Here is a 22064-nt window from a genome sequence, read left to right on the forward strand (position 1 = left end):
GGCAACGACGGCTGTTCGCGCTACCGCCCAGCGACCTGGTACTCGGTTCCGTCCTTCTCGCGCACGAGCAGACCGTCGATGACGCAGTAGCGGCGCAGGGCCGCGGTGTCGTCGTGGACGGTGCGCAGTGCCTCGTTGACCTCGCGCTCGCTGTAGGAGCGGTCCGCGTCGAAGAGGGTGTCCGTGAGGTGGACGAGGAGCTGGTGGCGGACGGCGGGGCGCACCGGGATGGCCGTCAGCCGGCCGCCCGCGAAGAATCCGGTGAGGTTGCGCGGCACCCCGGTGGTCGGCTGCTCGGGCGTCCTGGCCCGCCGGAACACCTCGGTCCCGGCGCGCAGCGACCCCTCGGCGTCACGCTCAACGAGCCCGGCCGCGATCAGCTTGCCCAGATGCTTGCGGGCGACCGGAGAGTCGGCCTCGCGCGGTGGCAGGTCGTCGAGGACGATGCGCGCGTACAGCCTGAGGCGCTCGGGGTCGGCGAGCGCTGAGAACAACTGGTCCACGGGGGCCTCCCGGCAGGGTGACGGACGGAACCGGCAGTCTCGCCCGCCACCGGCCCCCGCGCATCCGATTAACGGCCTCGCAGCTCCCGGTACTTGGCCACGAGCGCCTTGGTCGACTCGTCGAGCCCGGGCACGTCCGCGCCCTCGATCAGGGCGGGCTCGACGCGCTTGGCGAGGACCTTGCCGAGTTCGACGCCCCACTGGTCGAAGGAGTCGATGTTCCACACGGCGCCCTGGACGAACACCTTGTGCTCGTAGAGAGCGACGAGCTGGCCGAGCACCGACGGAGTGAGCTTCTTCGCCAGGATCGTCGTGGTCGGGTGGTTGCCCTTGAACGTCTTGTGCGGCACCAGCTCCTCGGCCACCCCCTCGGCGCGCACCTCGTCGGGCGTCTTGCCGAAGGCCAGCGCCTGCGTCTGCGCGAAGAAGTTGGCCATCAGCAGATCGTGCTGCGCGACGAGCCCCGGCAGCAGATCGGCGACCGGCTCGGCGAAACCGATGAAGTCCGCCGGGATCAGCTTCGTACCCTGGTGGATCAACTGGTAGTACGCGTGCTGCCCGTTCGTGCCCGGCGTGCCCCACACCACCGGGCCGGTCTGCCAGGCCACCTCGTCACCGTTGCGCTGCACGTACTTGCCGTTCGACTCCATGTCGAGCTGCTGCAAGTAGGCGGTGAATTTCGACAGGTAGTGACTGTAGGGCAGAACGGCGTGCGACTGGGCGTCGTGGAAGTTGCCGTACCAGATGCCCAGCAGGCCCATCAGCAGCGGCACATTGGACTCGGCGGGCGCGGTGCGGAAGTGCTCGTCGACGAGGTGGAACCCGTCGAGCATCTCGCGGAACGCGTCCGGGCCGATCGCGATCATCAGCGAGAGGCCGATCGCCGAGTCGTACGAGTACCGTCCGCCGACCCAGTCCCAGAACTCGAACATGTTGGCCGTGTCGATGCCGAACTCGGCGACCTTCTCGCTGTTGGTCGACAGGGCCACGAAGTGCTTGGCGACGGCTTCCTGATCGGCCCTCAGTTCGGTGAGCAGCCAATTGCGGGCGGATGTCGCGTTGGTGATCGTCTCGATCGTCGTGAACGTCTTCGAGGCGATGATGAACAGCGTCTCCGCCGCGTCCAAGTCGCGTACGGCCTCGTGGAGATCGGCCCCGTCCACGTTCGAAACGAAGCGGACCGTGAGGTCGCGGTCGGTGAAGGAGCGCAGCACCTCGTACGCCATGGCGGGTCCGAGGTCGGAGCCACCGATACCGATGTTGACGACGTTCTTGATGCGCTTGCCGGTGTGGCCGGTCCACTCGCCGGAACGGACCTTGTCGGCGAACGCGCTCATCTGGTCGAGGACGGCGTGCACGCCCGGCACGACGTTCTCCCCGTCGACCTCGATCACGGCGTCGCGCGGGGCCCGCAGCGCGGTGTGCAGGACGGCCCGGTCCTCGGTCGTGTTGATCTTCTCGCCGCGGAACATGGCGTCGCGCAGCGCGAAGACACCGGTCGCCTCGGCCAGCTCGCGCAGCAGTCGCAGCGTCTCGTCCGTGACCAGGTGCTTGGAGTGGTCGACGTGGAGATCGCCGACCTGGAGCACATAGCCGGAGCCGCGCGCGGGATCGGCCGCGAACACCTCGCGGAGCTGTACGTCGCCCAGCTGTTCCCGGTGCTTGGCGAGCGCCTGCCACTCGGGGGTCTGGGTCAGCACTGCCTGCTTGTCGGACGCGTTCATCTCGACCTTCAGCCTTCTCTCGTACGCGCGTACGGGCGATGCCCCACTACTGCCACCCAACCTAGTTGATCAGGGTGAATCGGGCCTTTCGGCGCAACGAAAACCTGGGCGCGCGAGGACCCGGGCACGCGGACGGGCCGGGCACCGTCCCTGGTGCCCGGCCCGTCCGGCAGGTCAGATCTCGCCCCGCAGTTTCGCGAGCGCCTCGGCGAGGATGGCCTCGCCGTCGGCGTCACTGCGACGCTCCCGTACGTACGCGAGGTGCGTCTTGTACGGCTCGGTGCGCGGCGGGTCCGGTGGATTGTCCCGGTCCTGCCCCGCCGGGAAGCCGCAGCGCGGACAGTCCCAGGTCTCCGGCACCTGCGCGTCGGAGGCGAAGCTCGGCTGCGTCTGGTGCCCGTTCGAACACCAGAAGGAGATGGCCAGGCGCGGCGCGGACTCGCCGCGCTCGGCCTCGCCCATCGGCCCCGCCCCGACCCGACTTCCTCGGATCGCGTTGCCACTTGCCACGGTCGTAACTCCCTGCGTGATGGTGCCGCGAAGCGTGTCGGCGTCTCGCTTCGCCGCGGAGCGCCACAGTCTACGTAAGGCCCAACGCGCGTCCAGTGATTGGAGTTACCTCCCTCCACCTAGACGCAAGCCCCATGATAGGCCGCGCAGTTGAGCGCGTACCTTACATGGGGCCTTACGTGAAAATTCCTGACCTGTGTGCAGTTGCGACGAGTCGCTGCGAAGATCAGTTGTTGATCTTCATGAGAATGCCGAGCACGACGATGCACGCGAACCAGAGCAGACCGATCACGACGGTGATCCGGTCCAGGTTGCGCTCGGCGACCGAGGAGCCACCGACGGAGGACTGCATGCCGCCACCGAACATGTCGGAGAGGCCGCCACCCTTTCCCTTGTGCATGAGCACCAGGAGCATCAGCAGCAGGCTGAAGACGATCAGGGCGATCGAGAACCCCATAACCACGGCTGGACCAACTTCCTCGGACTGAACTCGGACTTAACTCTGACTTAAACGGACGACCAGGGCCGAGCAGCATGCCGCTCGGCCCCGCAAGGGTACGACGTATCGTCGCCGACGCCTACTCACTGCCCGGCGGACAGGTCGGCTGTCTTCCCGGCCTACTGCTCGGCGAAGCGGACGATCTTGACGAACTCGTCGGCGTCCAGCGAGGCGCCGCCGACCAGGGCACCGTCGATGTCGGCCTGGCCCATGATCTCCTTGACGTTGCCCGACTTGACCGAGCCGCCGTACTGGATGCGGATCTTCTCGGCGACGTCCTCGGAGTACAGCTCGGCCAGCTTGCCGCGGATGGCCTTGCAGACCTCCTGCGCGTCGTCGGCGCCGCACACCTTGCCGGTGCCGATGGCCCACACGGGCTCGTAGGCGATGACGATCGTCTCGGCCTGCTCGGCGGCGAGGTCCTTGAGGCCGCCCTCGACCTGGGCGAGGGTGTGGGAGACGTGGTTGCCCGCCTCGCGGACGTCCAGCTCCTCACCGACACACAGGATCGGCGTGATGCCGTGCTTGTAGGCGGCCTTCACCTTGGCGTTGACGATCTCGTCGGTCTCGTTGTGGTACTGCCGGCGCTCGGAGTGGCCGATCGCGACGTACGTGCACTTGAGCTTGGCGAGCATCGGGCCCGAGATCTCACCGGTGTAGGCACCGGAGTCGTGCGCCGAGACGTCCTGAGCGCCGTACTTGATCTTGAGCTTGTCGCCGTCCACCAGCGTCTGCACGGAGCGCAGGTCGGTGAAGGGCGGCAGGACGGCGACCTCGACGGCTTCGTAGTCCTTGTCCGCGAGGGCGAAGGCGAGCTTCTGGACGTGGGCGATGGCCTCGAGGTGGTTGAGGTTCATCTTCCAGTTGCCCGCCATGATCGGCGTGCGGGTGCTCATAAAGGTCAGTCCTCCAGTGCGGCGAGACCGGGCAGCGTCTTGCCCTCGAGGTACTCGAGGGAGGCGCCGCCGCCGGTCGAGATGTGGCCGAATGCCTTCTCGTCGAAGCCCAGGGTACGGACCGCGGCGGCGGAGTCGCCGCCACCCACCACGGTGAAGGCCGGGGAGTCGATGAGGGCCTGGGCGAGCTCCTTGGTGCCCCCGGCGTAGTCGGGGTGCTCGAAGACGCCCATCGGGCCGTTCCAGAACACGGTCTGCGCGTCGGCGAGCTTCGAGGCGTACAGCTTGCGGGTCTCCGGGCCGATGTCCAGGCCCTCCTGGTCGGCCGGGATGGCGTCCGCGGCGACGGTGGAGGGGTTCGCCGGGGCCTTGGTCTTGAGGTCGGGGAACTCCGTCGACACCAGGACGTCCACCGGCAGCACGATCTCCACGCCACTCTTCTCGGCGCGCTCCAGGTACTCGGTGACCGCCGGAAGCTGGTCCTCCTGGAGGAGCGAGATGCCGACCTCGTAGCCCTTGGCCTTGAGGAACGTGTACGCCATGCCGCCGCCGATGAGGAGACGGTCGGCCTTGCCGAGCAGCTCGTCGATGACGGCTAGCTTGTCGGACACCTTGGCGCCGCCGAGCGCGACCACGTACGGGCGCTTGACGTCGTCGGTGAGCTTCTTCAGGACGCCGACCTCGGTGGCGATGAGGAAGCCGGCGTAGTGCGGGAGCCGCTTCGGCAGGTCGTACACCGAGGCGTGCTTGCGGTGCACCGCGCCGAAGCCGTCGCCCACGTAGATGTCGGCGAGGGCGGCGAGCTGATCGGCGAACTCGCCGCGCTCGGTGTCGTCCTTGCTCGTCTCCCCCGCGTTGAACCGCAGGTTCTCGATGACGGCGACCTGACCCGGCTCCAGGCCGTTCACGGCGTCGTGGGCGGCGGGGCCGACGGTGTCCTGGGCGAAGGCGACCGGCTTGCCGAGCAGCTCGGCGAGGCGCTCGGCCGCGGGCAGCAGGGAGAACTGCGGGTCCGGGGCGCCCTTGGGGCGGCCCAGGTGGGAGGCGACGACGACCTTCGCGCCCGCCCCGGCCAGGGCCTCGACGGTCGGCAGGACGGCGCGGATGCGGCCGTCGTCGGTGATGAGGCCGTCGGCCAGCGGCACATTGAGGTCGGCGCGGACGAACACCCGCTTGCCGTCGACCCCTTCGGCGAGAAGTTCCTCAATGGTCTTCATGAGTGGGCTCCTTGAGAGGACTGGTCGTACGAGGCTGAGAGGCTGACGTGCGAAGGGCCCGGACCGTCGCGCGGCGCCGCGCGGGTCCGGACCCTTCGCTCACATCTGAGTGCCTTGCTGCTCCAGAACCTTAGAGGTTCAGAGCTGGCCGCCGACGAAGACCGTGAGGTCCACGAGGCGGTTGGAGTAGCCCCACTCGTTGTCGTACCAGCCGAGGATCTTCACCGTCTTGCCCTCCTGGACCATCGTCAGGGAGGAGTCGAAGGTGCAGGAGGCCGGGTCGCTCACGATGTCCGAGGACACGATCGGGTCCTCGGTGTAGAACAGGATGCCCTTGAGCGGACCGTCGTCGGCGGCCTTCTTGAACGCGGCGTTGACCTCGTCCTTGGTGACCTCGCGCTGCAGGTCGACGACCAGGTCGGTGGCCGAGCCGGTCGGGACCGGGACGCGCATGGCGATGCCGTCCAGCTTGCCCTTGAGCTGCGGCAGGACCAGGGCGGTGGCCTTGGCGGCGCCCGTCGTGGTCGGGATGATGTTCTCGGCGGCGGCACGGGCGCGACGCAGGTCCTTGTGCGGGAAGTCAAGGATGCGCTGGTCGTTGGTGTACGCGTGCACCGTCGTCATCAGGCCCTTGACGATGCCGAAGTTCTCGTCGAGAACCTTGGCCATCGGCGCCACACAGTTGGTGGTGCACGAGGCGTTCGAGATGACGTTGTGCTGCGCCGGGTCGTACTGGTCCTGGTTGACGCCCATCACGATGGTGATGTCCTCGTCCGAGGCCGGAGCCGAGATGAGGACCTTCTTGGCGCCACCGGCGATGTGCTTCTCGGCGTCGGCCTTCTTGGTGAAGATGCCGGTCGACTCGATCACGATGTCGACGCCCAGCTCACCCCACGGGATGTCGGCCGGGTTGCGCTCGGACAGCACCTTGATGGTGTGGCCGTCGACCGTGATGGTGTCCGCGGTGTGCGACACCTCGGCCTTGAGACGACCCAGGATGGTGTCGTACTTCAGCAGATGTGCGGTGGTCGCGGTGTCACCCAGGTCGTTGACAGCCACGATCTCGATGTCCGCACCCTGCTCCAGCAGCGCGCGGAAGTAGTTACGACCGATGCGGCCAAAGCCGTTGATGCCTACGCGGATCGTCACGAACCGATCTCCTCGTTGGTACGCCGGGTTTCGACGCCGGCGAGATGTATTGGGATGTCCCCGACCGCCTCCGACCCTACCTCCCATAAAGGCTTTGGGTGACATCGAGCGCCTCTACGCAGCGCACATCGACCCGTACTCGCCAGTAACGTCGAGGTCGCGGCTTATTTCGCGGGTATTTCCGCGCCGATCCGGCTGATCAGTCGCTAATTGAGCGCGGGTCCTTTCTGATGAGCGCAAAGATCAGTGGTGTGGAGCAGGGGGCCATCCGGGTGGCGCGGCCCGTGCGGGGCCCGAGCGCCGGTGGTGAACGGTGACGGACACCGGAAGTTCACTTTCCGGATTTCGGCGGCCGCACCGATGACCGGATAAACGCGTGGGGCAACTGGTGACACCGTGTTTCGAGACCGGATGACCACCCGGACCGGGCCGCCTCCTCATATGCCTCTCGGGCGCCTATTGAGGAGCGATAACCCGAAGCCGAAGCGGTGGTCCCGGTGACGGAAAAAGCCGGTGGCGACACCCTCGAAGGGGTGCCGCCACCGGCTCGTTCACCTACCTGCGGGATCAGCCCGCCATGTTGTCCGCGAGGCTGTCCGCCAGGCCGTCCGCCATTTCGTCGGCCAGCTCCTCCGTCAGGTTCGACTCCGTGCCCGGGATGCCGAGGTCCTGCGCCCGCTTGTCCGCCATGGCCAGCAGGCGGCGGATCCGGCCGGCGACGGCGTCCTTGGTCAGCGGCGGGTCGGCGAGCGCGCCCAGCTCCTCCAGGGAGGCCTGCTTGTGCTCCATGCGCAGGCGGCCGGCGGCCGCCAGGTGCTCGGGCACCTCGTCGGCCAGGATCTCCAGGGCGCGCTGCACCCGGGCGCCCGCGGCGACCGCGGCGCGGGCCGAACGGCGCAGGTTCGCGTCGTCGAAGTTCGCCAGGCGGTTGGCGGTGGCGCGGACCTCGCGGCGCATCCGCCGCTCCTCCCACGCGAGCACCGACTCATGGGCGCCCATCCGGGTGAGCAGCGCGCCGATCGCGTCGCCGTCGCGGACGACGACCCGGTCCACGCCGCGCACCTCGCGCGCCTTGGCGGCGATCGAGAGCCTACGGGCGGCGCCGACCAGCGCGAGCGCGGCCTCCGGGCCCGGGCAGGTCACCTCCAGCGAGCTGGAGCGCCCGGGCTCGGTGAGCGAGCCGTGCGCCAGGAACGCGCCCCTCCAGGCCGCCTCCGCGTCGCAGGTGGCCCCCGAGACCACCTGCGGGGGCAGACCGCGGATCGGGCGGCCGCGGCCGTCCACGAGCCCGGTCTGGCGGGCCAGCTGGTCGCCGCCTGCGACGACCCGTACGACAAAGCGCGAGCCGCGGCGCAGCCCGCCCGGTGCCATCACGATCAGCTCCGAGCTGTGCCCGAAGATCTCGAGAATGTCCCGCTTGAGCCGCCGGGCGGCCATCGCGGTGTCCAGCTCCGCCTCGATCACGATGCGGCCGCTCACCAGGTGAAGGCCGCCCGCGAAGCGCAGGATCGCCGAGACCTCGGCCTTCCTGCAGCAGGTCCGGGTGACGGGAAGCCGGGAGATCTCGTCCTTCACCGCTGCCGTCATCGCCATGGGCCGATCCTTCCATGCATCCGAAAAATACGGTCGTACGCGGCGGCCAACAGCTCCGGATCATGTCTTGGAGTCCCGTCGGGCCTGGCCACCGGCGCCAGCTCGACCGCGGCACCGAATCGCTCCTTGGCGGCATCGATGAGTTCGTCGCGGTCGGGCACGGCGGCCTCGTCGGCCAGCACCACGTCCAGGGCGAGTTTAGGGGCGTGTCGTCCCAAAACCTCCAAATGACGCTGCGGGGAGAAGCCATCGGTTTCTCCGGGTTGCGGGGCGAGGTTGAGCGAGAGGACCTTGCGGGCCTTCGTCTCGATGAGCGCGTCGAGCAGCTCGGGCACCAGGAGGTGCGGAATCACGGAGGAGAACCAGGAGCCCGGGCCGAGCACCACCCAGTCCGCGTCGAGTACCGCGGCGACCACCTCGGGGACGGCCGGCGGGTCGTGCGGCACCACGTGCACGGACTGGACCTCGCCCAGGGTGAGGGCGACGTTCGCCTGGCCGCGGATGGTCCGGATGTCGTCCGGGCGCGCCGGATCGTCTCCCCTGACCTCGGCCTGCAGCTCCAGCGGCACCGCCGACATGGGAAGGACGCGCCCGTGCGCGCCCAGCAGCTTGCCGACCAGGTCCAGGGCCTGGACGTGGTCGCCGAGCTGCTCCCACAGGGCGACGATCAGCAGATTGCCGACCGCGTGGCCGTTCATCTCCCCCGGTGACTGGAAACGGTGCTGGATGACGCGGGCCCAGGTCTGGCCCCAGTCGTCGTCGCCGCACAGGGCCGCGAGGGCCTTGCGCAGGTCGCCGGGCGGCAGCACGCCCAGCTCGTCGCGCAGGCGCCCGCTGGAGCCGCCGTCGTCGGCGACCGTGACGACGGCCGTGAGGTCGCCCGTAATGCGGCGCAGCGCCGCGAGCGACGCCGACAGACCCATGCCGCCGCCGAGCGCGACGACCTTGGGCGTCGCGCCCCTGCCGGGCTTCGCCGGTGAGCTTCTGCGGCGGATCCTGCTGGTGAGCCGCAGCGTACGTCCCGTCATTCGCGGCCCATGTCCCGGTGGACGACCACGGTCTCCACGCCCTGCGCGGCGAGGCGCGCGGCGAGCTTCTCCGAGGTGGCGACGGAGCGGTGCTTGCCGCCGGTGCAGCCGACGGCGATGGTCACGTACCGCTTGCCCTCGCGGCGGTAGCCGGCCGCGATCAGCTGGAGCAGCTCGGTGTAGCGGTCCAGGAACTCCTTCGCGCCGGGCTGCGAGAAGACGTAGTTCGAGACCTCTTCGTTGAGTCCCGTGAAGGGGCGCAGCTCGGGCACCCAGTGCGGGTTCGGCAGGAAGCGCATGTCGACGACGAGGTCGGCGTCGACGGGCAGCCCGTACTTGAAGCCGAACGACATGACGGTGGCCCGCAGTTCGGGCTCCTCCTCGCCCGCGAACTGGGCGTCCATCTTGGCGCGCAGCTCGTGCACGTTCAGGCTGGAGGTGTCGATGACGAGGTCGGCGTCGCCGCGCAGCTCGCGCAGCAGCTCGCGCTCGGCGTCGATGCCGTCGACGATGCGGCCGTCGCCCTGCAGGGGGTGCGGGCGGCGCACCGACTCGAAGCGGCGCACCAGTGCCTCGTCGGAGGACTCCAGGAAGACGATGCGCCGGGTGACGTGCTTGCTCTCCAGGTCGGCGAGGGATTCCCGGAGGTTGTCGAAGAAGCGGCGGCCGCGGACGTCGACGACGACGGCGATCCGTGCCACGTTGCCCTGCGAGCGGGCGCCGAGCTCCACCATGGTGGGGATCAGCGCGGGCGGCAGGTTGTCGACGACGAACCAGCCGAGGTCCTCCAGACACTTGGCGGCGGTGGAGCGGCCCGCGCCCGACATGCCCGAGATGATCACCAGCTCGGGGATGGCGGATTCGGGGACGCCCGGGGCGTCCTGGGTGGTGCCTGTGCCGGTACTCACTGGTGCTCCATGGTCGGATTGCGGGCCGGTCGGCCGCTGCGGTGGTGCGGGGCTGTGCGCCGTACCGCTGGTGTCGCCGGTGTCGCTGCTCTCGTGGTCCTGCTCGGTCATGGCTCCTGCCCCCGTCGTTCTTCCGCGGCGCCCACGGGCTCCTCGGTGGGCCGCGCGTCCGGCGCGCGGTCCGTGGTGTGGTCTTCGGTCTGCTCTTCGGTGCGGTCGTCGTCTTCCATGATCTCTCCGGTGGCCGTGTTCACCGCAGGTGCCGCCGGTGCCGCCTGCGCGAAGGCGGCCACGATGGTCTCAGCGGTCTTGCGGCCTATGCCCGGAACCTCACAGATCTGGTCGATTGTGGCGGACCTCAGTCGCTTCACCGAACCGAAGTGCTTGATGAGGGCCTGCTTACGGGCGTCTCCGAGTCCCGGTACGTCGTCCAGCGGACCGGCCCTGAAGCGCTTGGCCCGCTTGGTGCGCTGGTAGGTGATCGCGAAGCGGTGGGCCTCGTCGCGCACCCGCTGCAGAAGGTAGAGCCCCTCGCTGGTGCGGGGCAGCACCACCGGGTCGTCCTCGTCCGGCACCCAGACCTCTTCGAGGCGCTTGGCGAGGCCGCACACGGCGATGTCGTCGATGCCCAGCTCGTCCAGGGCCCGCTTGGCCGCCGCGACCTGCGGCTGGCCGCCGTCCACCACGACGAGCTGGGGCGGATAGGCGAACTTCTTGGGCCGTCCGTCGTCCTCGGTGAGGCGCATCTCCTGCTCGGTCTCGTCGTCCAGCTCGGTGTCGGACCAGTCGGCCGACTTCTCCTGGGCGGCGAGATAGCGCTTGAAGCGGCGCGTGATCACCTCGTGCATGGAGCGGACGTCGTCCTGCCCCTCGAAGCCCTTGATCTGGAAGCGCCGGTACTCGCTCTTGCGGGCCAGCCCGTCCTCGAAGACGACCATGGAGGCGACGACGTCGTCGCCCTGGAGGTGGGAGATGTCGTAGCACTCGATGCGCAGCGGCGCGCCGCCCAGGTCGAGGGCCTCGGCGATCTCCTCCAGGGCGCGGGAGCGGGTGGTCAGGTCGGAGGCGCGCTTGGTCTTGTGCAGGACCAGCGCCTGCTGCGCGTTCCTGTGCACCGTCTCCATGAGGGCCTTCTTGTCGCCGCGCTGCGGGATGCGCAGCGAGACGATCGAGCCGCGGCGCTCGGTCAGCCAGGCCTGGATCGGCTCGACGGGCTCGGGCAGCGCGGGGACGAGGACCTCCTTGGGGACGGCGTCGCCGCTCTCCTCCCCGTAGAGCTGCTGGAGCGCGTGCTCGACCAGGTCACCGCTGGTGACGGCCTCGACCTTGTCGGTGACCCAGCCGCGCTGGCCGCGGACGCGCCCGCCGCGCACGTGGAAGATCTGCACGGCCGCTTCCAGCTCGTCCTCCGCGAGGGCGATGAGGTCGGCGTCGGTGGCGTCGGCGAGCACGACCGCGCTCTTCTCCATGGCCTTCTTCAGGGCCTCGATGTCGTCGCGCAGGCGCCCCGCCCGCTCGTACTCCATCTCCTCCGCCGCCGCCTGCATCTCCTTCTCCAGCCGGCGGATGTACGTCCCCGTGCGCCCGGCCATGAAGTCGCAGAACTCCTCGGCCAGTTCGCGGTGCTCGTCCGGGGTGACGCGGTCCACGCAGGGCGCCGAGCACTTGCCGATGTAGCCCAGGAGGCAGGGGCGGCCGGTCCTCGCCGCGTTCTTGAACACTCCGGTGGAGCAGGTGCGCACCGGGAAGACGCGCAGCAGAAGGTCGACGGTGTCGCGGATCGCCCAGGCGTGTGTGTACGGCCCGAAATAGCGCACGCCCTTCTTCTTCTGGCCGCGCATGACCTGGACGCGGGGGAATTCCTCGTTCATGGTCACCGCGAGGTACGGATAGCTCTTGTCGTCGCGGTACTTCACGTTGAACCGGGGGTCGTACTCCTTGATCCAGGAGTACTCCAGCTGCAGCGCCTCGACCTCCGTGGACACCACCGTCCACTCCACGGACGCGGCCGTGGTGACCATGGTGCGGGTGCGGGGGTGCAGGTTCGCCAGGTCCTGGAAGTAGTTCGCCAGGCGCTGACGAAGACTCTTCGCCTTTCCGACGTAGATCACCCGGCGGTGTTCGTCACGGAACCTGTACACCCCTGGGGAGTCGGGAATCTGTCCCGGCTTGGGGCGGTAGCTGGAGGGGTCGGCCATGTCAGACACCCTACTTCCGGGGTGTGACAGTTCGGGCCTGACCGGCTCCGGACCGGCCGCGCACCACGCCGGGTCAGCCCGTCCGGCGGGGGGACCGAGCGGCTGGTGCCGGGCCGCTCCCGGGCCGGCGCCAGCGTCTTTCGCCGGGTCGGGACGGGGTTCGGGGGCTGCTCACGGCCGCACCGCCATGTCCGGTCACCGTGGCGGGGATCGGCCCTTGTCGAGGCCAGGTCAACACGCTTCAATGCCGGGTGACTTCGGGCGGTGAACGACGTCGTACGGTTGTGAGCGATTCCTGTACGCGACCTGCCGCCCCCACTCCGACAGGCGCGAACGCCCCCGATACAGCGATGTGGATGTTCACATTCCGCAGGCGTGCGCGGAGAAGCAGGAGACCCCGATGCGACTGGGCGAACAGCACACTGAAGCGAAACGGCCACCGGCACTGGAGGCGGCGCTGCGCACCGGCCCCTTCCATGTCGCCCTGCGGGCCGCGATCGCCGCCCGGCGACTGCCGCTGCACCGGGTGCAGCACCATCTGTCCCGCCAGGGCATCAAGGTCGGCGTGACCAGCCTGAGTTACTGGCAGCAGGGCGCTCGAAGACCGCAGCGGGACGAGTCGATGCGGGCGGTGCGTGCTCTGGAGGAGATCCTTCAGCTGCCCGACGAGTCCCTGATCCGGCTGCTGGGACGGAGTGAGAAGCCGGTCGGCGAGAAGGCGGTCGGCGAGAGGACGGTCGGTGAGCAGCCGTCCGCACCGCGCCCGTACCGCGCTCCTTCCACGCCCTCGGGGGTGCTCCATCGGCTGCTGACGGAACTGGGGTCGCCCCTGGACGGAGGCCTGCACACCGTCGGGCACTTCGAACGTGTCCGGATCGGGGCCCGCAGGGAACTGCTCGGCCGGGACTCGCAGCACATCGTGCGGGCCCATCGCGACGGGGTGGACCGCTATGTGGCCGTCCACCACGGAGATCCGGGCTGCTCCCCCAGGGATGTGGCGGTGGAGGCCACGGAGAACTGTCGTACGGGACGGATGTGCTGGGACAGCGGAAGCGGCGTTCTGGTGGCCGAACTGCTCTTCGACACACGGCTGCGGGCCGGTGACACCCATGTGTTCCGCTACGGATTCGAGGACGGCACCGCGGGCGCGTCGTCCGAGTACGTGCGCGGGTTCAGCTGCGCCGGCGGGCAGTACGCGCTCCAGGTGCGGTTCGCCGACGACACGCTGCCCGTGCGCTGCCACGGCTTCGCCCAGCGATCGACGGCGGCCCCGCGCGTCGGCCGCTCGGAACTGGCGCTGAGCGATCGGCACCGGTCGGTGCACCTGGTGGAGCAGCAGGTGCGGGTGGGGCTGCTGGGGATCGGCTGGGACTGGGAGTAGGTCGCGCCGGGATCAGGACGTTCCCGGCGCGGGCTACGACCGGGGGCCCGCGACGATCTTGCCGCTCTCGACCTTCACCGACAGCTCCTCCAGCGGTTCCGTCGCCGGGGACTGGAGCACCTTGCCGGTGGTGGCGTCGAACTTGCTGCCGTGGCAGTTGCAGGTCAGCTCGGTGCCCTTGAGCATGGCGATCGGGCAGCCCGCGTGGGTGCAGATCGTGCTGAAGGCCTTGTAGGCGCCGCCCTTGGCGCGGCTGACCACGACGTGCTCGTCCTTGTAGAGCTTCGCGCCGCCCTCGGGGATCTCGTCGGCCTTGCCCAGGTCGACGGGGGCGGTGGGGGCGGCGGCCGCGCCCGAGCCGGCCCCGGTGGAGCACGCGGTCAGGCCGATCCCGGCCGTTCCCGCCACGGCGACGCCGCGCAGCGCGGTGCGGCGGGAGATGCGGGAAGAGGTCGTGCCGGGCATCGGGGCTCCACGGGTGTCGCTGGGCGGAGGCAGCCCGGCGACAGGCCGGGAACCGACCGGCATCGAGGCTGACCAGAGGTGACAGATCTGACGATACCGGCGGGGAAACAGGCACGTGGCGGGGCCCCTGGGGTGGGAGGTGGGAGCGCCGCCCGGTCCTGGTCTCGACCGGAGGTGGGAGCGCCGCCCGATCGAGACCTCGGTGTGCCCGCTTCGGCCGTGATCGTGCCCGGGTCGGGGGCGGGTGGTGCCTCGCGGGCCGCCGACGCTCTAGCCTGCCGTCGGGCGACCCGCCGCACATGGGCGGTGTCGCTCAGGTCGTCCACGGTGTGCGCGGCGCGGACCGTGATCACGGCGTCGCCCGGTTGTCCTCGGGCCGTCGCCGGATGCCCGGCCGCCGCCCGCCCCGCATGAACCACCCCGTCCGCCACCCGAAAGGACCCGCTGTGATCGTCGTCGCCGGAGAGGCCCTGATCGACCTCGTCCCGCTGGGGTCGAGCCCGGACGACGGCGCGGAGCGACGGGCTCCCGGGCTGCCCCCGCTCGCACCGCGGCTGGGCGGCGGCCCGTACAACACGGCGGTGGCGCTCGGCCGGCTCGGCTCTCCCGTCGCCTTCTGCTCGCGCCTGTCGCGGGACGGCTTCGGCGAGGCCCTGCTGGCCGGCCTGCGCTCCGCGGGGGTGGACACGGCGCCCGTGCAGCGGGGCGACGAGCCGACGACGCTGGCGGTCACGTCCATCGGGCCCGACGGCTCGGCCGGTTACTCCTTCTACGCGGAGGGCACCGCCGATCGTCTCTTCTCGGCGCCGGACCGGCTTCCGGCGGGCACGCGCGCGGTGTCGTTCGGCACCTGCTCGCTGGTTCTGGAGCCGGGTGCCAGTGCTTATGAGGAACTGATGCGGACGGCCGCCGCCCAGGGCCTGTTCACCGCGCTCGATCCGAACATCCGGGCCGGGCTGATCTCCGACGCGGACGCCTACCGGGCCCGCTTCAAGAACTGGCTGCCCTCGACCACACTCCTGAAGCTCTCCGAGGAGGACGCGCAGTGGCTCGGCGGCACACCGCGGGAATGGCTGTCCGGCGGACCCGCCGCCGTGGTGCTCACGCGGGGCGGAGACGGGCTGACCGTCTACACGCGGGACGGCGGCGAGTACGCCGTCCCGGGTGAGCGGGTCGAGGTCGTCGACACCATCGGCGCCGGTGACACGGTCAACGCAGCGCTGCTGCACGGTCTTTCCCGGCAGGGCGCCCTCTCCCCCGCCGCCGTCGACGGCCTGGACGGCGACGGCTGGACCCGTCTGCTCGGGTTCGCGGCGCGCGCGGCGGCGATCACCTGCTCCCGCGCGGGGGCGGAACCGCCGTTCGGATCCGAGGTCGGGGAGGTATAGCGACCTGGACGCCGCACCGCGCTCGGGCCGCGTCGAACTCAGCCGTTGACCGCTCGCAGCGCCCCCGGCGCACGGCCGTTGAGCCGGTCGAGGGCTGCCGCCGTGGGCTCGTCGACCGGCAGGTGGACCATGATCGTCTGTGCGTCGGCGTCCGGCAGGAACAGGGTCTCGTGCGCCAGACGCAGCGGACCCGCCTCGGGATGCGCCACCAGGTCGTGGCCGGTGCGCCTGGGCGGTGTCGGCGCCGCCGCCATCCGGTCGGTGAAGGGTGCGCCGGCGGTGACGGTCAGCTCGTCGACGAGGGAGACGACGTGCGGGTCCACGAGGGGTGCGCCCTGCCGGAACCGCGCCACCTGGTCGTCGGCCACACGGTCCCAGTCGGGGTAGGCGGCACGCGCCCGGTCGTCGGTGAACAAGTACCGGACGATGTTGGGCCGTTCGCCGTCGAGGATGCCGAGCGGTCCGGCGAACCGGGCGTAGCCGTCGGTGTGGGCCAGGATGTCGCCGACCCAGTTCACGAGGACCGCCGGGGTCGGTTCGAGGCGGCGCAGCAGCTCGCGGACAGCGGGCCGCACCGCCTGTGACGGTGCCGTGGCCCCGGAGCAGAACGCGGCGTCCACTCCGTTCGATTTGGCGAGTCTGCGCAGCAGCAGCCGCTCATCCGTGGCCAGCCGCAGGGCATCGGCGAGCGAGCCGAGGACCGACGGGGACGGGTTGCGGTCGCGGCCCTGTTCAAGGCGGGTCAGATACTCCACGCTGACCCCGGCCAGTGTGGCCAGCTCGGAGCGGCGCAGACCGGGAGTGCGGCGGCGCGGACCGGCCGGCAGTCCCACCTCGGCGGGAGTGACCGCTTCCCGGTGCGTGCGCAGGAACGTACCCAACTCGTTGTCACCCACCCGGCGAACGTACCAAGACAGGTGGCCGCTCATCGTGACCCTGCCACTACCACCCTTGGCTCGGCCTTCCTGGCTCCCGGCACGCGGCACACAGTGGGCGCATGGCTGACAACGACTCCGCGACCACCGACTCCGCTTCCGTTTCCGCGACCTCCACCGCCGCGCTGCCCCTGGTCCCCGGCGACTGGACCCTGGATCCCCTGCACTCGGCGGTGAACTTCACGATCCGGCATCTGGGGATTGCCAAGGTGCGCGGCCGCTTCACCCAGGTGGAGGCCGGGCTGTACATCGGCGAGACGCCGGCCGACGTGCGGGTGTCGGCCACTGTCTCGCTCGCCTCGATCGACACGGGCAACGCCGACCGTGACGCCCACACCCGCTCGGCTGATCTCCTGGACGTGGAGCGGCGTCCGACCATGACCTTCCGCTCCACCGGGGTGAGCGGCTCGGAGGAGGACTGGTCGCTGGAGGGCGAACTGACCATCGGCGACGTGACCCGGCCGCTGACACTCGACGTGGAGTTCGGCGGGGTCGTCGATGTGCCCGCGGACGGCAGCCGGCACGCCGGATTCGAGGCGACGGGAGAGATCCGTCGCAGGGACTTCGGGCTCGAATTCGGCGGTGGCCTGCTCAGTGATGTTGTCAAGGTTCAACTGGACATGCAGTTCGTGGCGCCTCGTGAACCGCAGGACCAGGCTGGCTGACTGTTGAACGCAGGGCGCCCCGCGGGGAGTTCCCACGGGGCGCCAAAATTTTCACTGAACGTCACCACGCGCTCACTGAGCGTTCGCACGGGAGTGGTCCTGCCCGTGCTCTCGGGCAGGGCCACTCCCGTGTGTCAGGCCTTTCGAGCCCTGCCGGTCGTCTTCTTCGCGGCGGTCTTCTTGGTCGCCGACTTGGCCGGCGCCGCCTTCTTGGCCGTCGAAGCGGCATTGCGCGTGGACGACGACTTGGTGGCCGACTTGGTCGCGGTCTTCGCCGTCGTCGCTTTCTTCGCCGGGGCCTTGCCCGCCGCCACCGTCTTCTTCGCGGCGGTCTTGCGGGCGCGCGTCGCGGGCACCGGGGCATCGCTGACCCGGTCGGCGCCGAGGATGTCGCGCAGGAACTTGCCGGTGTGGCTGGCAGGCACCGCCGCGACCTCCTCCGGGGTGCCCTCGGCGACGACGATGCCGCCGCCGTTGCCCCCCTCGGGGCCCATGTCGATGACCCAGTCCGCGGTCTTGATGACGTCGAGGTTGTGCTCGATGACGATGACCGAGTTGCCCTTGTCGACGAGGCCCGAGAGCACCGTGATCAGCTTGCTGATGTCCTCGAAGTGCAGACCCGTCGTCGGCTCGTCGAGCACGTAGACGGTGCGTCCCGTGGAACGCTTCTGCAGCTCGCTGGCGAGCTTCACGCGCTGCGCCTCACCGCCGGACAGGGTCGGCGCGGACTGGCCGAGGCGGACGTATCCGAGACCCACGTCGTTCAGCGTCTTGAGGTGACGGGCGATGCCGGGCACCGCCTCGAAGAAGCCCAGCGCCTCCTCGATCGGCATGTCCAGGACCTCGGCGATGGACTTGCCCTTGTAGTGGACGTCCAGCGTCTCCCGGTTGTACCGGGCGCCGTGGCAGACCTCGCACGGGACGTACACGTCCGGCAGGAAGTTCATCTCGATCTTGATCGTGCCGTCGCCCGAGCAGTTCTCGCAGCGGCCGCCCTTGACGTTGAAGGAGAAGCGTCCGGGCAGGTAGCCGCGGACCTTCGCCTCGGTCGTCTCGGCGAACAGCTTGCGGACGTGGTCGAAGACGCCGGTGTACGTCGCCGGGTTCGACCGCGGGGTGCGGCCGATCGGCGACTGGTCGACGTGCACGACCTTGTCGACGAGGTCGTCGCCGTCCACGCGCGTGTGCCGGCCGGGGACCGTGCGCGCGCCGTTCAGCTCGCGTGCCAGGTGCGTGTACAGGATGTCGTTGACCAGCGTCGACTTGCCCGATCCCGAGACGCCGGTGACGGCCGTGAGGACGCCCAGCGGGAAGGACACGTCGATGTCCCGCAGGTTGTTCTCCTTGGCGCCGTGCACCGTCAGGCGTCGGCCCGGGTCCACCGGGCGCCGCAGGTCCGGGATCGGGATGGCCCGCTTGCCCGACAGGTACTGGCCGGTCATCGACTCGGCGTTCTTCAGCAGCTCCTTCAACGGGCCGCTGTGCACGACCTTGCCGCCGTGCTCACCCGCGCCGGGGCCGATGTCGACGATCCAGTCGGCGACCTTGATGGTGTCCTCGTCGTGCTCGACCACGATGAGCGTGTTGCCCATGTCGCGCAGGCGGACCAGTGTCTCGATGAGGCGGTGGTTGTCGCGCTGGTGGAGACCGATGGACGGCTCGTCCAGGACGTACAGCACGCCGACGAGACCGGAGCCGATCTGCGTGGCGAGGCGGATGCGCTGGGCCTCGCCACCGGAGAGGGTGCCCGCCGCCCGGTTCAGTGACAGATAGTCGAGGCCCACGTCGACGAGGAACCGCAGCCGCTCGTTGACCTCCTTCAGGACGCGCTCGGCGATCTTCTTGTCGCGCGCGTTCAGCGTCAGCTTGCTGAGGAAGTCGGCGCAGTCGCTGATGGACATCGCCGAGACCTCGGCGATCGACTTGTCCATGACGGTGACGGCCAGCACGATCGGCTTGAGGCGCGTGCCCTCACAGGTCGGGCAGGGCACCTCGCGCATGTAGCCCTCGAAGCGCTCGCGGCTCGCGTCCGACTCGGCCTCGCTGTGGCGGCGCTTGACGAACGGCACGGCGCCCTCGAAGGGCGTCGTGTAGACGCGCTCGCGCCCGTACCGGTTGCGGTAGCGGACCTCGATCTGGGTCTTGTGGCCGTAGATCAGCGCCTTCTTGGCGCGCTGCGGCAGTCCGGCGAACGGGATGTCCGTACGGAAGCCGAGGGCGTCGGCGAGCGCCCCGATGAGGCGGCCGAAGTAGTCCTTGGTGTGGCCGTGCGACCAGGGGTGGATGGCGCCCTCGTCGAGCGACTTGTCCTCGTCGGGAACGATCAGCTCGGGGTCGACCTCCATGCGCGTACCGATGCCCGAGCAGTCGGGGCAGGCGCCGAAGGGCGAGTTGAAGGAGAAGGAGCGCGGCTCCAGCTCTTCGAAGGACAGGTCGTCGTGCGGGCAGTACAGGTGCTCCGAGTACATGCGCTCGCGCTCGGGGTCGTCCTCGGGGAGGTCGACGAAGTCGAGCACGACCATGCCGCCGGACAGGCCCAGCGCGGTCTCGACGGAGTCGGTCAGGCGGCGCTTGGCGGAGTCCTTCACCGTGAGGCGGTCGACGACCACCTCGATGGTGTGCTTCTCCTGCTTCTTCAGGGTCGGCGGCTCGGAGAGCTGGATCGTCTGGCCGTCCACGCGCGCGCGGGAGTAGCCCTTGGTCTGCAGGTCGCTGAAGAGGTCGAGGAACTCGCCCTTGCGCTCGCGCACCAGCGGGGACAGGACCTGGAAGCGGCTGCCCTCGGGCAGCTCGAGGACCTTGTCGACGATGGCCTGCGGCGACTGGCGCGCGATGGGGCGGCCGCACTCGGGGCAGTGCGGCTTGCCGATGCGCGCGAAGAGCAGTCGCAGGTAGTCGTAGACCTCGGTGATGGTGCCGACCGTGGAGCGCGGGTTGCGCGACGTCGACTTCTGGTCGATCGAGACGGCCGGCGACAGGCCCTCGATGAAGTCGACGTCCGGCTTGTCCATCTGGCCGAGGAACTGACGGGCGTACGAGGACAGCGACTCGACGTACCGGCGCTGGCCCTCGGCGAAGATCGTGTCGAACGCGAGCGAGGACTTGCCGGAGCCGGACAGACCGGTGAAGACGATGAGGGAGTCGCGCGGGAGGTCGAGCGAGACATTCCGGAGATTGTGCTCGCGCGCGCCACGGACGATGAGACGGTCGGCCACGCCGGTCCGCACCTTTCTAGAGAGAAGCGACAGGGGCTGAGGCCCCCGTCTCCCGAGGTCTGACTCTCGAAGACGCCCCCGAGAGATCCCCGGGAAAGTCATGAGAAGGCTGTCCCTCGAAGAGTAGAGGGAGCCACTGACAACGCCGGTTGGTTTCCCTGCTTGCTAACAAACCCGGACCTTCAACCATGCCCGAAGTCGCACTCGACCATATAGCACGTGCATTCGATTCAGGCGCGACGTCGGCCACCTTCACCCGAAGGTGTGGCGGAGCTATCGTCGGCGCCATGATTGATCACGTGCGCGACCTGGCGTCTGTACACGAAGCGACCGACAGGCTGCTCGCCGTGGTCGGCACCCTGGACAACGCCGCTGTGACCGAGCCGTCACGGCTTCCGGGCTGGAGTCGTGGCCATGTGCTCGCCCACCTCGCCCGGAACGCGGACGCCCTCGTCAACGTCCTCGCCGGCCGCCCCATGTACGCGAGCGCCGAGGTCCGCGACGCCGACATCGCGCGCGACGCCCCGCGCGGGCTGCGCGAACAGGTCGACGACGTGCGCGAGAGCGCGGAGCGCTTCCGGAGGACGGGGGCCGAGGACGCGGACTGGTCGCGCACGGTCGAGCTGCGCAACGGCGTGCTGGACACCGCCGCCAATGTGCCGTTCCGGCGCTGGATCGAGGTCGAGCTGCACCACGTGGACCTCGGGATCGGCTACGAGCTGGAGGACCTGTCGGAGGAGTTCACCCAGCGGGAGATCAACTTCCTGGCGAACCGGTTCCGCAATCACCCGGATCTGCCACCGCTCCTGATCAAGCAGGACGACGGCCGGATGCTGTCGACCGGAGCCGTGCAGACCCTCTCCGTGAAGGAGATCGAGGACGGTGCGGTCCCGCCGCTCGGCATCGTGGTGCAGGGCCGCCAGGCCGACCTGCTGGGATGGCTCGCCGGACGCAGGGACGGCGGTGCGCTCAGCGTCGACCGGGGCACCCTGCCGACCTTGCCCCCGCTATAGGCTGAGCCCATGACGTACAGCGGAACGGTGAAGGTCGGCGGCCCGGCGGACGTGCACGAGCTGCAGAGCCTGATGATCTCCAAGGTCGCGGTCGGGCCGATGGACAACAACGCCTATCTGCTGCGCTGCCGCGCGACCGACCAGCAGCTCCTCATCGACGCGGCGAACGAGCCGGCGACGCTGCTGCGCCTCATCGGTGACGACGGCATCGCGGCCGTCGTCACCACGCACCGGCACGGGGACCACTGGCAGGCCCTGTCCGAGGTCGTCGCGGCGACCGGCGCGCGCACGTTCGCCGGGCGCGACGACGTCGAGGGCATCCCGGTGGCGACGGACGTGGCCGTGGCCGACGGGGAGACGATCGAGTTCGGGCAGATCTCCCTCACGGCACGCCACCTGGTGGGCCACACGCCCGGTTCCATCGCGCTGGTCTACGACGACCCGCACGGCCACCCGCACGTCTTCACCGGTGACTGCCTCTTCCCGGGCGGCGTGGGCAACACCTGGAAGGACCCGCAGGCGTTCACCAGTCTCATCGACGACGTGGAGACGAAGATCTTCGCACCGCTCCCCGACGAGACCTGGGTCTACCCGGGCCACGGCAACGACACGACCCTGGGGGCCGAGCGACCGCATCTGCAGGAGTGGCGCGCCCGGGGTTGGTGACCCAAGAGGCCCGTACGGGGCGGGTGTTCACGAACCTGCAACACCGTTCCCACCATGCGGACAGTTGCCCGTCTGACCTCGACAGACGGGCCTGAGCGCTGCCAGTCTCCC

General features: G+C 69.7%; 19 protein-coding genes. 5 read left to right on the forward strand and 14 right to left on the reverse strand.

The genetic code is table 11. From position 1 onward, the window contains the following. Window positions 1-20: 20 nt before the first annotated feature. From ABII15_RS09700 to uvrC, 11 genes are all read right to left on the reverse strand, one after another. Window positions 21-278 (reverse strand): DUF2087 domain-containing protein, encoded by a 258-nt coding sequence (locus tag ABII15_RS09700; protein ID WP_353947004.1) that lies wholly within the window; start codon window positions 276-278, stop codon window positions 21-23. 293 nt (window positions 279-571) lie between these two features. Continuing rightward, window positions 572-2227: a glucose-6-phosphate isomerase gene (pgi, locus tag ABII15_RS09705; protein WP_353941879.1), complete on the reverse strand. Its 1656-nt coding sequence runs from the start codon at window positions 2225-2227 to the stop codon at window positions 572-574. Window positions 2228-2401: 174 nt separating this feature from the next. Beyond that, window positions 2402-2737 carry an RNA polymerase-binding protein RbpA gene (locus ABII15_RS09710; protein WP_111666920.1) on the reverse strand — a complete coding sequence of 112 codons (336 nt, stop codon included), beginning with the start codon at window positions 2735-2737 and terminating at the stop codon, window positions 2402-2404. 226 nt (window positions 2738-2963) lie between these two features. Next, on the reverse strand, window positions 2964-3194 hold the full coding sequence (gene secG, locus ABII15_RS09715) for a preprotein translocase subunit SecG (RefSeq protein WP_111666919.1): 231 nt from the start codon (window positions 3192-3194) through the stop codon (window positions 2964-2966). A 161-nt stretch (window positions 3195-3355) separates the two neighbouring features. Then, on the reverse strand, window positions 3356-4132 hold the full coding sequence (gene tpiA / locus ABII15_RS09720; protein WP_353941880.1) for a triose-phosphate isomerase: 777 nt from the start codon (window positions 4130-4132) through the stop codon (window positions 3356-3358). 5 nt (window positions 4133-4137) lie between these two features. Next, window positions 4138-5349, reverse strand: a complete 1212-nt coding sequence (locus tag ABII15_RS09725; RefSeq protein ID WP_353941881.1) for a phosphoglycerate kinase — start codon at window positions 5347-5349, stop codon at window positions 4138-4140. Between the two features lie 138 nt (window positions 5350-5487). After that, entirely contained in the window at window positions 5488-6498 is a 1011-nt protein-coding gene (gene gap, locus ABII15_RS09730) for a type I glyceraldehyde-3-phosphate dehydrogenase (RefSeq protein WP_353941882.1), read from the reverse strand. Window positions 6499-7065: 567 nt separating this feature from the next. Further along, complete coding sequence (whiA, locus tag ABII15_RS09735; protein WP_351443553.1) at window positions 7066-8091, reverse strand: DNA-binding protein WhiA; 1026 nt, start codon at window positions 8089-8091, stop codon at window positions 7066-7068. Continuing rightward, complete coding sequence (gene yvcK, locus ABII15_RS09740; protein ID WP_353941883.1) at window positions 8082-9119, reverse strand: uridine diphosphate-N-acetylglucosamine-binding protein YvcK; 1038 nt, start codon at window positions 9117-9119, stop codon at window positions 8082-8084. Before yvcK ends, whiA begins: the two co-directional genes overlap by 10 nt. Then, window positions 9116-10138, reverse strand: a complete 1023-nt coding sequence (gene rapZ / locus ABII15_RS09745; RefSeq protein ID WP_353941884.1) for an RNase adapter RapZ — start codon at window positions 10136-10138, stop codon at window positions 9116-9118. Before rapZ ends, yvcK begins: the two co-directional genes overlap by 4 nt. Next, window positions 10135-12225: an excinuclease ABC subunit UvrC gene (gene uvrC / locus ABII15_RS09750; protein WP_353941885.1), complete on the reverse strand. Its 2091-nt coding sequence runs from the start codon at window positions 12223-12225 to the stop codon at window positions 10135-10137. The genes rapZ and uvrC overlap by 4 nt, the downstream gene beginning before the upstream one ends. 400 nt (window positions 12226-12625) lie before the next feature. Between uvrC and ABII15_RS09755 the strand changes: the two genes are divergently transcribed. Beyond that, the gene (locus ABII15_RS09755) at window positions 12626-13606 is read left to right on the forward strand and encodes a hypothetical protein (protein WP_353941886.1); all 981 of its coding nucleotides are present in this window, start codon (window positions 12626-12628) and stop codon (window positions 13604-13606) included. 33 nt (window positions 13607-13639) lie between these two features. Here ABII15_RS09755 and ABII15_RS09760 read toward each other — a convergent pair whose 3' ends face one another. Beyond that, window positions 13640-14071 (reverse strand): Rieske (2Fe-2S) protein, encoded by a 432-nt coding sequence (locus ABII15_RS09760; protein ID WP_353941887.1) that lies wholly within the window; start codon window positions 14069-14071, stop codon window positions 13640-13642. A gap of 446 nt (window positions 14072-14517) precedes the next feature. On the opposite strand from ABII15_RS09760, the gene ABII15_RS09765 reads away from it, so the two are divergent. Further along, window positions 14518-15459 (forward strand): carbohydrate kinase, encoded by a 942-nt coding sequence (locus ABII15_RS09765; protein WP_353947005.1) that lies wholly within the window; start codon window positions 14518-14520, stop codon window positions 15457-15459. 38 nt (window positions 15460-15497) lie between these two features. Here the strand turns inward: ABII15_RS09765 and ABII15_RS09770 are convergent, their stop codons facing one another. Continuing rightward, entirely contained in the window at window positions 15498-16355 is an 858-nt protein-coding gene (locus ABII15_RS09770) for a helix-turn-helix transcriptional regulator (protein ID WP_353941888.1), read from the reverse strand. A 101-nt stretch (window positions 16356-16456) separates the two neighbouring features. Between ABII15_RS09770 and ABII15_RS09775 the strand changes: the two genes are divergently transcribed. Continuing rightward, complete coding sequence (locus ABII15_RS09775) at window positions 16457-17059, forward strand: YceI family protein (protein WP_353941889.1); 603 nt, start codon at window positions 16457-16459, stop codon at window positions 17057-17059. 134 nt (window positions 17060-17193) lie between these two features. Here ABII15_RS09775 and uvrA read toward each other — a convergent pair whose 3' ends face one another. Then, a complete protein-coding gene (gene uvrA / locus ABII15_RS09780; protein ID WP_353941890.1) occupies window positions 17194-20274 on the reverse strand; it encodes an excinuclease ABC subunit UvrA in 3081 nt (1026 codons plus the stop codon). 287 nt (window positions 20275-20561) lie between these two features. Between uvrA and ABII15_RS09785 the strand changes: the two genes are divergently transcribed. Then, window positions 20562-21287, forward strand: a complete 726-nt coding sequence (locus ABII15_RS09785) for a maleylpyruvate isomerase family mycothiol-dependent enzyme (RefSeq protein WP_353941891.1) — start codon at window positions 20562-20564, stop codon at window positions 21285-21287. A 9-nt stretch (window positions 21288-21296) separates the two neighbouring features. Continuing rightward, on the forward strand, window positions 21297-21953 hold the full coding sequence (locus ABII15_RS09790) for an MBL fold metallo-hydrolase (protein WP_353941892.1): 657 nt from the start codon (window positions 21297-21299) through the stop codon (window positions 21951-21953). The last annotated feature ends 111 nt before the right edge of the window (window positions 21954-22064 follow it).

The sequence above is a fragment of the Streptomyces sp. HUAS MG91 genome (assembly GCF_040529335.1).
In the GTDB taxonomy this organism is placed as follows: Bacteria; Actinomycetota; Actinomycetes; order Streptomycetales; family Streptomycetaceae; genus Streptomyces; species Streptomyces tabacisoli.